We start from the raw sequence: 15,096 nt of genomic DNA, 5'->3' as shown, positions 1-15,096 counted from the left end.
CTCACCCGCCGCACCGTCATGCCCGGCACGGCGGCCCTCGACACCCGTCCGGCGCGGCGCGCGCGTGTCTGCGTCGTGCGGCGCGGGCCGGTCCTCGTCAGTGGCGCTCGCGCAGCTCTCGTCGGCTCAGCGGGTGCTCGTCCGGCGTCGGCTCCTGCTCGCCCGTCGTCGACTCCGCCTCGCCTGCGTCGGCCGTCGACCGCGCCGCGCGTCGGGCGATCCGCCGCTCCCGCGCTCCCTCGACGAGGTTGTACAGCGTCGGCAGCACGAGGAGTGTCAGGAATGTCGACGACACGAGCCCGCCGATCACCACGACGGCCAGCGGCTGCGAGATGAACCCACCGTGTCCGGTGATGCCCAGCGCCATCGGCACGAGCGCGAAGATCGCGGCGAGCGCGGTCATGAGGATCGGGCGGAGTCGCCGTGAACCGCCGACGATCGTGGCCTCGAACACACTGAGCCCCCGCGCGCGGTACTGATTCACCAGGTCGATCAGGACGATGGCGTTCGTGACGACGATGCCCACGAGCATCAGGGCGCCGATCATGCCGGCGACACCGAGCGGCACCCCGGTCACCAGCAGCATGAGGATGGCTCCGGTGGCCGCGAACGGCACCGAGACGAGCAGCTCGAGGGGCTGCCGCAGCGACTTGAAGGTCGCCACCATCACCACGTACACGATGAGGATCGCCGCCAGGAGCGCCAGACCGAGCTGACTGAAGGCGTCCTGCTGATCGGTCACGACCCCGCCGAGTTCTGCGGTCGCCCCGTCGGGCAGCGACACGTCGGCGAGAGCCTCGCGCACACTCGTCGAGGAGCTGCCGAGGTCGTCCGTGGTCGGTGTGACGGTGACCGTGGCGGTGCGCAGGCCCCGCGCGGTCGTGATGCTCGGGGGCGTCTGGCTCGTCTCGACCGTCGCGATCTCGTCGAGGCGCACGGTGCCGCGCGCCGTTGGGATCTCCAGCGCCCGCAGCGTGTCGATCGTCGTGGGCGGGTTGTCCGAGGCGATGTACACGCTGAGACCGCGCCCGTCGATCTCGACCGTGCCCGCCTGACGCGGCTGCATCGCACCCGACACCAGCGCGCCCACCGTGCGCTCCGACAGGCCGCGCTCGGCGGCGGCATCCCGATCGACCCGCACCGAGACGAACGGCAGCGAGGCCGACAGGCTGCTGGAGACCTGGCCGATGCCGTCGCGGCCCTGGAGTCCCGAGACCACCGCGTCGGCGGCCTGTTGCAGCGCCTGCCCGTCGGCCGCGGTGACGTCGACGGTGATGTCGGTGGACCCGAAGCCGCTGCCCTGGGCGCTCACCTCGATCTCGCCGGCATCGGTGATGTCGGACACGGCGGTGCGCACTCGCTCGCGCAGGTCGACCTGGTCGACACCGGCCTCGGAGGTGATGGAGTACGTGATGCCCGAACCACCGCCGGAGAACGCGTCACGCAGGGCCGAGCCGCTGGAGCCGATCGAGGTCTGCACCGTCTCGACGCCCGGCACGTCGCGCAGCACGGTCTCCACGCGCTGCGCGGCGGCGTCCTCGGCGGTGAGGCTCGGAGCGGAACCGATCTTCTGGGTCACGGTGAAGGTGTTCTGGCCCGAGTCGCCGAGGAAGTCGGTCTTGAGCAGGGGAACGGATGCCACTGTCCCGGCCAGGACGAGCACGGCCAGGCCGAGGGTGACCCACGAGTGCCGCAGCGTCCAGCTCAGCACGGGCACGTACGCCTTCTGCAGCCGCGAGGGCGGGGCGCTCGGCGACTCCGGATCGACGGGGTTGCCCTCGGCATCCCGGATCACCTTGCCGGGTTTGAGGAACCACGACGCCAGCACGGGCACGATCGTGAGCGAGACCAGCAGCGAGGCGGCCATCGCGATCGTGACGGTGAGCGAGAACGGCCGGAAGAGCTCTCCGGTGACATCGCCGACGAAAGCGATGGGGAGGAACACCGCGACCGAGGTGATCGTGGATGCCGTGATGGCGGCGGCCACTTCGCGCACGGCGCGGATGATCGTGGGGATCTTGTCCGCGTCGCCGACGTAGTGCCTCTTGATGTTCTCGATCACGACGATCGAGTCGTCCACGACGCGACCGATGGCGATCGTGAGCGCCCCGAGGGTCAGGACGTTGAGCGAGTACCCGAAGGCCTGCAGCCCGATGAAGGTGGCGAGCACGCTCGTGGGGATCGAGATCGCGGTGACGAGGGTCGAGCGCACCGACATCAGAAAGATGAGGATGATCACGACCGCGAACGCGAGGCCGAGAAGACCCTCTTGCGCGAGAGCCTCGATCGACTGCTCGACGAAGGGCGCCTGGTCGAAGACGACCGTGAAGGTGGCTCCGCCGAGCGAGGCTTCGAGGTCGGGAATCGCGGCCAGGACGCCGCGCGAGACGTCGACGGTGTTGGCGGCGGGCAGCTTGGTGACCGCGATCGTGAGCGCCGGTTCGCCGTTCACGCGCGACAGGGTCGTCACGGGGTCGGTCTGCTGCGAGACGGCCGCGACGTCGCCGATCGTGGTGGTGCCGACCGCGATCTGCGCGGCGTCGGTGGGGACGAGCGGCAGCGCCGCGATCTCGTCGACGCTGGTCAGCTTCGCGCCGGTCTGCACCGTCAGCGTCTGATCCCCCTCGGTGACCGAGCCACCGGGGAAGAGGATGCCGTTGGCGTCGAGGGCGTCCGTGATCGCCTGCTGGCTGTAGCCGCGGTCGCCGAGTCGGCCGGGGTCGGGGGTGATCGTGACGCGCTGACCGGTGCCGCCGACCACCTGGGCGGCATTGACGCCGTCGACGTCCTCGAGGGCGGGGACGACGGTCGACTCCAGCGTCGCCTGGATCGTCTGGGCGTCCGAGTAGCCGGTGACGGCCAACTGGATCACGGGGAAGTCGTCGATGCTGGCCGAGGCCACGGTCGTGTCGGCCGACTCGGGCAGTTGATCCTTGATGCGGGCGATCGCGGCGAGGATCTTCTGCTGCGCGGCGGCCAGATCGGTGCCGTACGTGAACGATGCCGACACGATCGAGGAGTTCGTGGTGCTCGTGGCGGTGGTGGACTCCAGCCCGTCGACACCGCGGATCGCGCCCTCGATCCGCGTCGACACGTCGGCTTCGACGACCTCAGGCGAGGCGCCCGGGTAGGTCGTGACGACCGCGAGCTGCGGGAACTCGATCGAGGGGATGAGCTCCTGCTTGAGGTTCGTCAGGGCGAGACCGCCGAACACCGCGGCGACGATCGTGACGAGGGCGATGAGCGCGCGATTGCGCAGGCTGAGGACGGCCAGATACGACACGCGGGGCCCTTCGGGTCGACCGACGACGGATGCCGAGGGCAGCCGTTCGATACAGGACTGTATCCAGACCCAGTATTCCATGCGCGCTCAGCGCAGGAGGCCGCTCAAAGGGCGTGACCGAGGGTGAGACCGAGGGCTGCCGCGAGCACGGATCCGACGAACGAGACCACCGCATACGAGAGCGCGGCACGCGTGCGGCCCTCTTCGGCCAGGAGAGCGGTGGTCACCGCGACGGCGCTGAAGGTCGTGTAGCCGCCGAGGAGACCGGTGCCGATGATCCAGCGCCACGCCTCGTCGACCGCAAGCGGGGTCGCGAACCCGAGGATCAGGGCACCGGTGAGGTTCACCACCAGGATGCCCCAGGGGAAGCGCTCTCCGGTCCGCGCGCGGATGGCCGTGTCGAGGGCGAAGCGGAGGGCCGCGCCGATCCCGCCGGCGACGACCACCGCGAGGAAGACCAGGGGCGTCATCGCACCTTCCCGCCGCGACCGATCAGGACGCCGATCCATGCCGCGAAGGTCCCCACCACCACCGTCGCCGCACCCCACCACAGCAAAGCGAGGTCGGCGGATTCGACCGCGAGCGCACTGTAGGTGGTGAACCCACCCAGCACGCCGGTCCCGAAGAACAGCTGCGCCCGCTGGGCACGGGTCGAGCGCGGCATCCGTGCGCGGATTCCGAACAGGATGCCGATCGCGAACGCTCCGACGACGTTGATGATCGGCACGAGGGCCGGCCCGAGAGCACCCACGAACGCGAGGGTCAGCCCGGCACGCGCCGCCGTGCCGAGCGCACCGCCGACGGCGACCGAGACGAGATCGCGCCACGACACCACGCACGACACCCTACGCGCCGGGGGTTCGTCCCGCGCTCGCACAACCCCGTGGACAAACGGGGACCGCGCACAGATGATCGGGGGTCCCCCGACGGGAAGGACCCCATGATCAGCCGCAGAATCGTCGCGCTCCTGTTCGCGACCGCTCTCGCCGTGGCCGCCTCGGGGTGCGGCATCCGGATCCCGGCCGACCCCGACGGCACGCTCGCTGCGGTCGAGGGCGGGGTGCTGCGCGCGGGCGTCTCCCCCAACGGCGAGTGGGTGCGCGTCGAACCCGAGGGCGTCGCCGGAACCGACGTCGATCGGCTGCGCGCCTTCGCTCGCTCGCTCGACGCCGACGTGGAGTTCACCGTCGGCTCCGAGGAAGCGCTCGTGCGGGGGCTGAAGGACGGCGACCTCGACGTCGTCGCGGCCGGCCTCACCGACGCCACCCCGTGGACGGCGGATGCCGGCGTCAGCCGCCCGTACGCCGAGGCGACCCTGGGAGACGGGTCGCGCGCGTCGATCGTCATGCTCGTGCCGCTCGGGGAGAACGCCTTCCTGTCACGGCTGGAGACGTTCCTCGTCGAGGAGGGTGCGCGATGAGCGCGAGGGCGGTGACGTTCGGCCGGACGGAACTCCCCGCGGCTCAAGCGGAGGCCCTCCGCCGGGCGAAGCGGCTGGAGTGGGTCTCCATCGGAGTACTGGTCGTCACGGCGACTCTCGTCCTTCTCGTCCTCGGCAACTCTCAGGCGATGCGAGCGGCGTGGTTCGAGGATCTGCTGTCGTTCATCCCGCCGATCGCCTTCCTCGTGGCCGTGCGCACCGTTCGGCGTCGCCCGACCCCGCGGCATCCGTACGGGCACCACCGGTCGGTCGCGGTCGGGCACGTCGTCGCCGCGGTCGCCCTCGCCGGAATGGGCACATTCCTCGTGGTCGAGTCGGGGCTGAGCCTGCTGAAAGCAGAGCACCCCACGATCGGGACGGTCGCGCTGTTCGGGCACAGCGTGTGGCTGGGCTGGCTGATGATCGCCGTCATGGCGATCACGGGCGTGCCGCCGGTGATCCTCGGGCGGATGAAGATGCGGCTGGCGCGCGAGCTGCACGACAAGGTGCTCTACGCCGACGCCGACATGAACAAGGCCGACTGGATGACGTCGCTCGGCACGATCGTCGGTGTAGGCGGGATCGGTCTGGGGGTGTGGTGGCTGGATGCCGCGGCGGCACTGTTCATCGCCGGGAGCATCGTGCACGACGGCGTGCGCAACCTCGTCGCCGCGATCACCGACCTGATGGATGCCAGGGCCACGACATTCGACGACCGGATGCCGCACCCGCTCGCCGACCGTGTCGACAGTGTCCTCGCCGATTTCGACTGGGTGCGCGAGGCCGGTAGCCGGGCCCGCGACGAAGGACACGTCTTCCACATCGAGGCGTTCGTCGTCCCCCGCGGCAGCACCGTCTCGCTCGCGCAGCTGGACGAGGCACGTGAGGCGTGCATCGCCCTGGACTGGAAGGTCGAGGACATCGTGATCGTTCCGGTGACGGATCTCCCCGATGTCGTGACAGCGCGCCGGGGGAGATAGCCCCCGCAATACCCCCGGGGGTATTGCTATACTGGCGGCACGACAGCGTAAGGAGATCGACATGTGTCGAGCCGTCACTTGCCGCACCTGCGGCAAGACCACCTGGGCCGGGTGCGGCCAGCACGTGGACAGCGTCATGGCCGGAGTGCCGCGCGCGGACCGCTGCCCGGGGCACGAGCGCACCGAGACAGGCGGACTGTGGTCGCGCCTCTTCGGTCGATGACCGTGCCGCGCACGATCATCGTCGGCGGCGTGGCCGGGGGCATGTCGGCCGCGACGCGGCTGCGCCGACTCGACGACGCGCACGAGATCATCGTCATCGAGCGCGGACAGCACGTGAGCTTCGCGTCCTGCGGACTGCCGTACTACGTCGGCGGCGAGATCGAGGAACGCTCGGCGCTGCTCGTGCAGACCCCCGAGAGCCTCCGGTCGCGCTTCGCCCTCGACGTCCGGGTCCGCCACGACGTGGTGGCCGTCGATCGCGCCGCCCGCGCGGTCCGGGTCCGCGATCTGGCCACCGGCGCCGAGGAGTCCCTGGACTACGACACGCTCATCCTCTCGCCCGGGTCGCTGCCGGCGGCCCCACTGACCGGCGCGGACGACGGCGTTCCGGTCGTCACCCTGCGCACGATCGAGGACGTGGACCGCATCGCCGGGAGCCTCTCGTCCGGCGCGACGCGCGCGGTCGTCGCCGGCGGCGGATTCATCGGCCTCGAGGCCGTGGAGAACCTCGCCCGCCGCGGCATCCAGGTCTCGCTCGTCCACCGCGGAGCGCTTCCCTTCCGGCCGCTGGATACCGAGATGGCCGGACCGCTCGTCAGCGAGCTCCGGGGGCGCGGTGTGGGGCTGCACCTTTCCGACGAGATCGCCCGGGTCACCGAGACCGGCGTCGCGCTGACCTCCGGCGCGGCGATCGAGGCCGATCTCGTCATCGACGCGCGGGGAACCCGGCCCGACACCACCCTCGCCGCCACCGCCGGGGTGGCACTCGGGCCGTCCGGGGGCATCGCCGTCGACGCGTGGCACCGCACCTCCGATCCGCACATCTTCGCCGTCGGCGACGCGGCCGAGAAGACCGACGCCGTGTCGGGCGCCCCGACGCTGGTCACGATGGCAGGCCTGGCCAACCGCCACGGGCGCTCGGCCGCCGACGCGATGGTCCTCGGCACCGACGCCGTCGAATCGGCCGAACCGGCGACCGGTGTGGCCATCCTGCGGGTCTTCGAGCTCGTGATCGCGGCCGTCGGCGCGAGCGAAGCGCGGCTGCGCACCGAGGGCAGGCCGCATCGGGTTCTGCACACGCACCCGACCGACCACGCCGGGTACTTCCCCGGGGCCGAGCGCATGGCGGTGAAACTGCTCGTGGACCCGGTCGACGACCGCATCCTCGGCGCACAGATCGTCGGCGGCCGCGGTGTCGATCGCCGCATCGACATCCTCGCGCTGGCGATGCAGACGGGGGTGCGCGCCTCGGCGCTGTCGCGCCTCGAACTCGCTTACGCCCCTCCCTTCGGGTCGGCGAAGGATGCCATCAACCAACTCGGCTACGTCGCCGACAACGTTCGCGCCGGGCTGACGCGCACGCTGCAATGGCACGAGCTCGACGCCGCCCGAGAAGCGGGGGTGACACTGATCGACGTCCGTTCCCCCGCCGAGGTCGCCGAGGGAGCGATCCCCGGCAGCGTCGCGATCCCGCTCGACGAGCTGCGGCGCGGGGAGGTCGCCCTCCCCGACGGGCCACTCGTCGTACACTGCCAGGTCGGACAGCGCGGACACACCGCTGCACGCCTGCTCACCGCGGCCGGCCACGACGTCCGCAACCTCGACGGCGGCTACCTCACCTGGCTCGCCGGCCGCACCGCCACCGAAGGGACTCGCTCGTGAGCGACACCGATGCCGAGACCATCCGCAAAACGGCGAATCGCCTCAAGCGCGCGCGAGGTCAACTGACAGCGGTCATCGACGCGGTCGAGGCCGGCGGCGACTGCCGCGCGGTCGTGACCCAGCTCGCCGCCGTGAGCAAAGCCCTCGACCGGGCCGGGTTCGCCATCGTCAGCACCGCGATGCGCACGTGCCTCGCGGACGACGACGACGCCGGGTCGACGGAAGACCGCCTCTCCCTCGACGACCTCGAGAAGCTGTTCCTCACCCTGGCTTGAGTTCGCTCCCGCGGGGCCGGGCGGTCAGTAGAGACATCGCCGCCGTCAGTGCGTGCGGAGCATCTCGATCAGCTCGGCCTTCTTCTTGCCGGAATAGCCGGTGAGGCCGAGTTCCTTCGCGCGCTTCTTCAGCTCGTCGACCGTGCGGTCCTCGTAGTCCTCGGCATGACCGCCACGGGCTCCGACCTTGCCGCGCCCCTGGGCGGCGGCGGCATTGGAGATGCGCGCGGCCTTCTCCTTCGAATCGCCCTGCGCGCGCAGCTCCTCGTACATCTCGGGATCTTTCAGGCTGTTGGATCCTCGCCCCTGGGGCATGTGCATCTCCTTTCGTCGGGCCATCACGGTACGTCCCGACCGCTCGTGACGTCTGCGGGGTTGACAGGACCGCGTGCGTCCACGCCGGACAGCGCGGGTTATCAGCCAATTCCCAGAAACGTCAACCCCCTGCCACGATGCGGAGGGAGTGAGAACGTGGAAGGCAACCACTCGCCGGTTTACCGCGCTCTGCGGTCACAGCAAGGAGTCCCCCATGAACATCTTCCTGATCATCATCATCGTCGCCGCGATCGTCATCGCCATCTTCAGCGGACTCGGCCAGGCTGCCAGCTTCCTGCTCTGGATCGCCATCATCGTCGGCCTCATCGCGCTCATCGTGCTGCTGTTCCGCCTGATCAGCGGCCGCAAGCCGGTTTAACCCCCGGAGGGCCGAGCGCGTTTCGGGTGCGCGCCGCCCTCATCCCTGCGGGTTCGCCCCGCCCCGGATGCCACGTGTTCTTCGAGCACGTGGCATCCGTGTTTCTCCGGGACGGGGTCGTGCCTGCCGCGGCTCGTGCCTGCCGCGGCTCGCGCCTGCCGCGCGGGCTGTGTCACGAGAACAGGGGTGCGCCCGGACGGGCCTGTTTCCGTCGCATCCTCTGTTTCCGCAGCCCCCCCCTTGACGAACTCACGATATATCTCGATACTGGCCTCAACGCGATATATCGTGAGTAAGGAGATCATCATGGAGAAATGGATCGTCCACCCGGGCGAGACGCGCGTCATCGACGTGGACGCACTGAGCGAACTGAAGATCGGGCTCGTCGGCGGCCAGATCGACGTCATCGCGCACGACGAACCGAATGCCCGCATCGAGGTGCACGGCGTCACCGTCAAAGACCTGCGCATCGAGATGACCGACGGCCGTCTCGAGATCGACCACCCGCAACTGCGGTGGGACAACTTCCTCGAGGTCTTCCGCAACTTCGGTGCCGGCGGCCCGAAGGCCGAAGTCAGCGTCGCCGTGCCGCGCACCGTCGCCCTGACGCTCGGCGTCGTCAGCGCCAGCGCGCTGGTGTCGGGACTGCGGACGGATGCCAAGCTCAACACCGTCTCGGGCGACATCATGGTCGACGGACTCATCGGCGACGTCAGCCTCAACGCGGTCTCGGGCGACGTGCAGGTGCGCGAGCTGCAGGGTGCACTGACAGCGAACAGCGTCTCGGGCGACATCACCGCCACCGGAGCCGTCACGAAGGCCTCGATCGACACGGTGTCCGGCGCCATGCTCGTCGACTCCACCGGAACCGTGCAGTCGATCAGCCTCAACTCCGTCAGCGGCTCCGCCACGATCCGCCTCGACCGCGAGCTGCCCGCGAACTACGTCGCTCGCTCGGTCAGCGGACGCGTGCAGATCGACGGTCACGTGCGCTCGGGATCGGGCCCGACCAACTACACCGGATCGACCGGCACCCTCGCGGGGTCGTTCGTCGACGTCCGCGCCAACACCGTCTCGGGAGAGATCACCGTGCTGCGCCGCGGGGTCTCCGGGCTCCGCCCCGACGAACTCGCCGGAGAGGAGGAGTGGTGATGACCCCCGTCTTCTCGCACGGCGATCTGCGGCTGTACATCCTCAGTCTGCTCGCCGAATCGCCCCGCCACGGGTACGACCTCATGCAGGCCCTCACCGAGCGCACGGGCGGCACCTACTCGCCGTCGGCCGGCACGATCTACCCGCGCTTGGCGAAGCTCGAGGAAGAGGGCCTCGTCACCAAGACCGTCGACGGGCGCAAGACCGTCTACGAGATCACCGACGCAGGCCGCGCCGAGGTCGACGCCCGCGAGGGCGACCTCGAGGGCATCCAGGCCGGTCTCGCCGACAGCGTGCGACTGATCGCCGACGAGGTGCGCGGGAGCGTGCGGGATGCCATGCGCAGCCTTCGCGCCGACCTGGCCGCCGCGTCACGCGACGAGCGGGAGCAGGCCAAGAGCACTCCGCAGGACGACCCGCGCGTCCGCAGCCGCGAGCAACTGCACCGCGCGGACGCCGCGATCACGGAGTTCCGTGGACGTACGCGCTCCGAACTGCGTGCGTACGTCGCTCGGGGCGGCGAGCTCGCGGCATCCGGTGTGGACGAGATCGAATCGGCGCTTCGACAGGCCTCGGAGGCCGTCACTCGCGCGATGCGCGCCTGAGACTCACTCCCAGACGAGCTCCTCGTCGGGGGCCAACGGCTCACCCAGCGGAACCACCAGCACCGGTCGGTGCTGCCGATGGGTGAGTCGCGCGGCCACCGAGCCGGTGAGGAACTCGCGCAGCGACTCCCCCAACCCTCTCTTGCGCGTGCCCACCACCAGCAGCGACGCGTCGATCTCATCGGCGAGGTGGATGAGGGCCAGAGCCGGATCGCCGATCACCTGCCGTACCGACCACGGCACCGGGTCGCCGTCCAGGGCGGACGCGGCATCGCTCTGCACCTCTGCCAGGGCGGCACGCGCCGCCGCGCCGACGACGTCCAACGTCGAGGGATTGACGTATCCGTCGGGGTCCTCGAAGGCGACGAACCGCGTCGTGTCGACGTGGACGACCACGAGCTCGGTGCCCGCCAGCGCGGCCTGCCGCGCGGCGGCGCGGATGACGCGGGGGGACTGACCCGGCACGACACCCGCGATCACGGCTCCGACGCGCGTACGGTCCGGAGTGCTCTCTGCCATTTCGGAGTTCCTCTCCTCACGCGGTGATGCCCCTGCGTCGACCGGCGACAGGCAGGGGCGGAAAGCACCGTGATATCCTGGCTGTTACTCTTACCGGCTCGGTCCGGAACCGCAATACGCAGGGCCCGCAGCGCGGCCCTCGACGTCGATCGTGAGGGGGTCTCGCATGGGGCGTGGCCGTCAGAAGGCGAAGAACACCAAGATCGCCCGTGAGCTGAAGTACGACACCTATTCGGTGAACTACTCGGCTCTCGAGCGTGAGCTTGGCGCACCCGAAGCGGGTGAAGACGCGTACGTCGACAAGTGGGCCGACCAGTACACCGACGAGTACGAGGACGAGAAGGCTTAGCCTCTCGTCACCACGCTCGACCGTGGCGGCGTTCCCACGCCTCCTCGATCGTCTCTGATCGCGCCACGACGACACCCGCGGGCACGACGAACGCGATGACACCGGCGAGCACGAGCAGACCGGCGGCCCATCCTCCCGTCAGTTCGTGCGTCACGCCGATGGCGAGCGGCACGAGGGCGGCGAGCGCGTAGCCGACGCTCTGGACGAAGCCGCTCACGGCGACCGCCGTCTCGTGCGAGCGCGTGCGCAGCCCGAACAGGACCAGCACCATCGGGAACATCAGCGGCGGCAGGCCGATGAGCACGACCCAGAGGACGGTCGCCGCGCCCGGAGCGATCAACAGCCCCGCGATACCGGCGAGCCCGCCCGCCACCGCAAAGACGTAGAACGGGCCCGTCCGCCGCCAGCGCGCGATGAGCAGGGGGATGACGAGCGAGACCGGCAGGCCCATGAACGAGAACAGGGCGAGCAGGCCGCCGGCCGTCGCCGCGTCCACACCGGCGGTGTCGATGAGGATCGTCGGCAGCCACGCGAACATCCCATACGCGACGGACGAGTTCACCGCGAACGTGGTCACCAGCGCCCACGCCTGCGGCACGCGCATCACGCGCGACAACACCGACGCGCGCGGCTCCTCGAGAACGTCGTCCCGACCCGCGCGGGCCCGCACGCTCATCGCGATCCAGGGCACGACAGCGGCGACGGCGACGACGGCCCACACGGCGAACGACCCCCTCCAGCCGACCGCGTCGGCCAGCGGCACCGCCACGAGCGGCGGCGTGAACGTCGCCACGGCCATCGTGGTCGTGTAGACCGTGGTCATCAGCCCCACGCGCTCCGGGAAGTACTTCTTCACCACCGCCGGAACCAGCACGTTCGCCACCCCGACGGCGGCGAACACCCCCGCCGTGGCGGCCAGCAGCGTCCAGGCGTCCACCGCGAGGGCTCGCACCCCCAGGGCCACAGCGGCCGCGACGGCCGAGATCAGCACGAGCCGCTCCAGCCCCAGGCGACGCTCGATCGCCGGAGTCACCACCGCCGACAGTGCGAACGCCACCGGCGGCGCCATGCCGATGAGACCCACCACCGCGGCCGGTAGCGGGAAGTCGCGCGCGATCACCGTCAGCAAGGGCGACAGCGACGCCACGGCGATCCGCAGCGTCAGCGCGAGCAGCACGATCGCGGCCGCAGCCAGCGCGACCGTCCCCGCGCGACGCGGGGTCAAGACTCCTGGCTGCCCTCGACCCAGGCGAGGTACTCGTCCGACACCGTGCCGGTGACGTACCGGCCGTCGAAGCAGCTCATGTCGAGGTCGACCAGGTCGGTGCCCTCCATGATCGCGGCCTTGAGGTCGTCGACCTCCTGATACACCAGGTAGTCGCAACCGAGCTCTTCGGCGATCTCCGGGATCGTACGGCCGTGCGCGACCAGTTCCTGCCGCGAGGGCATGTTGATGCCGTACACGTGCGGATACCGGACCGGCGGCGCCGCCGAAGCGAACGTGACGCTCTTCGCACCGGCATCCCGTGCCATCTGGATGATCTCGCGGCTCGTGGTGCCGCGCACGATGGAGTCGTCGATCAGCAGGACGTTCTTGCCCTGGAACTCGGTCGACATCGCGTTGAGCTTCTGGCGCACGCTCTTCTTGCGCACCGCCTGCCCCGGCATGATGAACGTCCGGCCGACGTAGCGGTTCTTGTAGAAGCCCTCGCGGTACTCGATGCCGAGCTTGCGGGCCACCTGCATCGCCGCGGGACGCGAGGAGTCCGGGATCGGCATGACGACGTCGATCGACCCGAGCGGGGTGTACTTCGCGATCGTGTCGGCCAGGCGCTCGCCCATGCGCAGCCGCGCCTCGTACACCGAGATGCCGTTCATCACGGAGTCCGGGCGAGCGAGGTAGACGTACTCGAACGAGCACGGGGCGAGCGTGGGGTTCTTCGCGCACTGCTGGGAGTGCAGCGTGCCGTCGAGCGTGACGAAGACCGCCTCGCCGGGCTCGACGTCGCGCACGACCTCGAAGCCGGCGTTCTCGAGCACGAGCGATTCGGATGCCACGATCCACTCGTCGCGCTCGCCACCGCCGGGCACCTCGGGGGCGGGGCGCTTGCCGAGGATGAGGGGACGGATGCCGAACGGGTCGCGGAACGCAAGCAGACCGTAGCCGGCGATGAGGGCGATCGAGGCGTACGACCCCTCCACGCGCTCGTGCACGCGGGTGACGGCGCGGAACACCTGGTCGGGGTCGAGGTCAGGGCCGGAGATCTCGGACTGCAGCTCGGAACCGAGGATGTTCACCAGGAGCTCGGTGTCGGAGCTGGTGTTCAGGTGTCGGCGGTCGTTGTGGAACAGTTCGCTCGTGAGCTCGCGCGTGTTCGTGAGGTTGCCGTTGTGCACCAGCACGATGCCGTACGGGGCGTTGACGTAGAAGGGCTGCGCCTCTTCCTCGCTCGAGGCAGTGCCCTTCGTGGCGTAGCGCACGTGTCCGAGGCCGATGTCGCCGAGCAGCGCGCGCATGTCGCGAGTGCGGAACGCCTCGCGCACCTGCCCGCGCGCCTTGTGGATGTGGAAGACGCCGCTGGACTCGGCGGTGGCCATGCCCGTGGAGTCCTGGCCGCGGTGCTGGAGGAGCAGGAGCGCGTCGTAGATCTCCTGGTTGACCGGGCCCTGCCCGGCCATGCCGACGATGCCGCACATGGGGTGTTACTTTGCTCCGTTCGCCGGGTGACCGGCATCCGCGTAGGAACCGACCAGGCGCACGGCGCCTCCGTCGACGCCCTTCGCGCCCTGTTCGAACTCTCCGTCGGGGCGCGCGTCGTCGCGCACCACACCGACCTGCCACGTCGCGATGCCATCGGCCTGCAGCGCCGCGGTCGCGGCATCCGCGATCTCGGGCGCGACGACGGCGAGGAAGCCGATACCGAGGTTCCACGTGCCCTCGGTCGCGGTGAGGTCGAGGCCGCCCAGGTCGGCGAGAACACGGAAGACCGGCGAGGGGCTCCACGTCGAACGGTCCACGTCGACCCACGTGTGCTGCGGCAGGACGCGCGCGAGGTTGGCCGCGATGCCGCCCCCGGTGACGTGGCTGAGCGAATGGATGCCGGGGCCCACCGCCGCGTCGTCGAGCAGACGCAGCAGGGGCGAGGTGTACAGGCGCGTGGGCTCGAGCAGGGCTTCGCCCCACGTGCCGCCGAGCTCGGCCGACACCGAGCCGTAGGTGATGCCGCGACCTGCCACGATGTGCCGGACGAGCGAGTAGCCGTTGGAGTGCAGCCCGCTCGAGGCGAGAGCCAGCACCACGTCGCCGCCGCGCACCCGCTCGGCGCCGAGCACGCGATCGGCCTCGACGACGCCCGTCGCCGCGCCCGCGACGTCGTAGTCATCGACGCCCAGCAGGCCCGGGTGCTCGGCGGTCTCGCCGCCGACGAGGGCCGTACCGGTCATCGCGCACCCGCGGGCGATCCCCGCGACGATGTCGGCGATGCGCTCGGGGACGACCTTGCCGCACGCGATGTAGTCCGTCATGAACAGGGGCCGCGCGCCCACCACGACGATGTCGTCGACGACCATGCCGACGAGGTCTTCGCCGATCGTGTCGTGCTTGTCGATCGCCTGAGCGATCGCGACCTTGGTGCCGACGCCGTCGGTGCTGGTCGCCAGCAGCGGGCGGGCGTAGTCGCGCAGCGCGGAGGCGTCGAACAGGCCGGCGAAGCCGCCCACACCGCCCAGCACCTCAGGACCGTGAGTGCGCCGCACGGCCGACTTCATCAACTCGACGGCGAGGTCACCCGCGGCAGTATCGACGCCGGCAGCGGAATAGGGGTTTTCGTGGGGAGCAGAGGCCACCGCAACAGACTACCCGCATGACCCGGGCCCCCTCCCCGCCGGGGGCTGTGGTGTGCGGCCGAGGGGAGGAGATTCGGCGAGGGGAGGAC

Annotated in this window: 17 protein-coding genes; 9 read left to right on the top strand and 8 right to left on the bottom strand. The window is 70.3% G+C overall.

Annotation, left to right across the window (positions count from 1 at the left end; translation table 11 throughout):
• Positions 1-97 precede the first annotated feature (97 nt).
• The 3 genes from FE256_RS09375 to FE256_RS09365 all read right to left on the bottom strand — a co-directional run bounded on the left by FE256_RS09375 (position 98) and on the right by FE256_RS09365 (position 4,118).
• Positions 98-3,283, bottom strand: coding sequence for an efflux RND transporter permease subunit (locus FE256_RS09375; protein ID WP_138174991.1), 3,186 nt, complete (start codon positions 3,281-3,283; stop codon positions 98-100).
• Between the two features lie 104 nt (positions 3,284-3,387).
• Entirely contained in the window at positions 3,388-3,753 is a 366-nt protein-coding gene (gene crcB / locus FE256_RS09370; protein WP_138174989.1) for a fluoride efflux transporter CrcB, read from the bottom strand.
• Entirely contained in the window at positions 3,750-4,118 is a 369-nt protein-coding gene (locus FE256_RS09365; protein WP_171024278.1) for a fluoride efflux transporter FluC, read from the bottom strand. Before FE256_RS09365 ends, crcB begins: the two co-directional genes overlap by 4 nt.
• A 105-nt stretch (positions 4,119-4,223) precedes the next feature.
• On the opposite strand from FE256_RS09365, the gene FE256_RS09360 reads away from it, so the two are divergent.
• The 5 genes from FE256_RS09360 (at position 4,224) to FE256_RS09345 (ending at position 7,842) form a co-directional block, all read left to right on the top strand.
• Entirely contained in the window at positions 4,224-4,703 is a 480-nt protein-coding gene (locus tag FE256_RS09360) for a transporter substrate-binding domain-containing protein (RefSeq protein ID WP_138174985.1), read from the top strand.
• On the top strand, positions 4,700-5,683 hold the full coding sequence (locus FE256_RS09355) for a cation efflux transmembrane domain-containing protein (RefSeq protein WP_138174983.1): 984 nt from the start codon (positions 4,700-4,702) through the stop codon (positions 5,681-5,683). The genes FE256_RS09360 and FE256_RS09355 overlap by 4 nt, the downstream gene beginning before the upstream one ends.
• A gap of 61 nt (positions 5,684-5,744) precedes the next feature.
• Positions 5,745-5,906: a DUF8730 family Cys-rich protein gene (locus tag FE256_RS18665; RefSeq protein ID WP_490530540.1), complete on the top strand. Its 162-nt coding sequence runs from the start codon at positions 5,745-5,747 to the stop codon at positions 5,904-5,906.
• Positions 5,903-7,567 carry an FAD-dependent oxidoreductase gene (locus FE256_RS09350; protein WP_138174981.1) on the top strand — a complete coding sequence of 555 codons (1,665 nt, stop codon included), beginning with the start codon at positions 5,903-5,905 and terminating at the stop codon, positions 7,565-7,567. The genes FE256_RS18665 and FE256_RS09350 overlap by 4 nt, the downstream gene beginning before the upstream one ends.
• Positions 7,564-7,842 (top strand): metal-sensitive transcriptional regulator, encoded by a 279-nt coding sequence (locus tag FE256_RS09345; RefSeq protein ID WP_138174979.1) that lies wholly within the window; start codon positions 7,564-7,566, stop codon positions 7,840-7,842. Before FE256_RS09350 ends, FE256_RS09345 begins: the two co-directional genes overlap by 4 nt.
• 45 nt (positions 7,843-7,887) lie before the next feature.
• Here the strand turns inward: FE256_RS09345 and FE256_RS09340 are convergent, their stop codons facing one another.
• Complete coding sequence (locus FE256_RS09340) at positions 7,888-8,157, bottom strand: DUF7218 family protein (protein WP_138174977.1); 270 nt, start codon at positions 8,155-8,157, stop codon at positions 7,888-7,890.
• 214 nt (positions 8,158-8,371) lie between these two features.
• On the opposite strand from FE256_RS09340, the gene FE256_RS18160 reads away from it, so the two are divergent.
• From FE256_RS18160 to FE256_RS09330, 3 genes are all read left to right on the top strand, one after another.
• A complete protein-coding gene (locus FE256_RS18160) occupies positions 8,372-8,536 on the top strand; it encodes a hypothetical protein (protein WP_171024277.1) in 165 nt (54 codons plus the stop codon).
• 306 nt (positions 8,537-8,842) lie between these two features.
• Positions 8,843-9,688: a DUF4097 family beta strand repeat-containing protein gene (locus FE256_RS09335; RefSeq protein ID WP_394529860.1), complete on the top strand. Its 846-nt coding sequence runs from the start codon at positions 8,843-8,845 to the stop codon at positions 9,686-9,688.
• The gene (locus FE256_RS09330) at positions 9,688-10,293 is read left to right on the top strand and encodes a PadR family transcriptional regulator (RefSeq protein WP_138174975.1); all 606 of its coding nucleotides are present in this window, start codon (positions 9,688-9,690) and stop codon (positions 10,291-10,293) included. Before FE256_RS09335 ends, FE256_RS09330 begins: the two co-directional genes overlap by 1 nt.
• Before the next feature lie 3 nt (positions 10,294-10,296).
• Here FE256_RS09330 and FE256_RS09325 read toward each other — a convergent pair whose 3' ends face one another.
• On the bottom strand, positions 10,297-10,812 hold the full coding sequence (locus tag FE256_RS09325; RefSeq protein ID WP_138174973.1) for a universal stress protein: 516 nt from the start codon (positions 10,810-10,812) through the stop codon (positions 10,297-10,299).
• A gap of 166 nt (positions 10,813-10,978) precedes the next feature.
• On the opposite strand from FE256_RS09325, the gene FE256_RS09320 reads away from it, so the two are divergent.
• On the top strand, positions 10,979-11,161 hold the full coding sequence (locus FE256_RS09320; RefSeq protein WP_138174971.1) for a DUF3073 domain-containing protein: 183 nt from the start codon (positions 10,979-10,981) through the stop codon (positions 11,159-11,161).
• Between the two features lie 7 nt (positions 11,162-11,168).
• Here FE256_RS09320 and FE256_RS09315 read toward each other — a convergent pair whose 3' ends face one another.
• The 3 genes from FE256_RS09315 to purM are packed head-to-tail and all read right to left on the bottom strand — an operon-like array spanning position 11,169 to position 15,007.
• Positions 11,169-12,386, bottom strand: coding sequence for an MFS transporter (locus FE256_RS09315; protein ID WP_138174969.1), 1,218 nt, complete (start codon positions 12,384-12,386; stop codon positions 11,169-11,171).
• Entirely contained in the window at positions 12,383-13,858 is a 1,476-nt protein-coding gene (gene purF / locus FE256_RS09310; protein ID WP_138174967.1) for an amidophosphoribosyltransferase, read from the bottom strand. Before purF ends, FE256_RS09315 begins: the two co-directional genes overlap by 4 nt.
• A 6-nt stretch (positions 13,859-13,864) precedes the next feature.
• Positions 13,865-15,007 (bottom strand): phosphoribosylformylglycinamidine cyclo-ligase, encoded by a 1,143-nt coding sequence (gene purM / locus FE256_RS09305; RefSeq protein WP_138174965.1) that lies wholly within the window; start codon positions 15,005-15,007, stop codon positions 13,865-13,867.
• Between the last annotated feature and the right edge of the window lie 89 nt (positions 15,008-15,096).

Source organism: Microbacterium sp. 5K110 (assembly GCF_005774735.1).
GTDB lineage: Bacteria > Actinomycetota > Actinomycetes > Actinomycetales > Microbacteriaceae > Microbacterium.
This window is presented reverse-complemented; position numbering and strand designations above follow the sequence as displayed.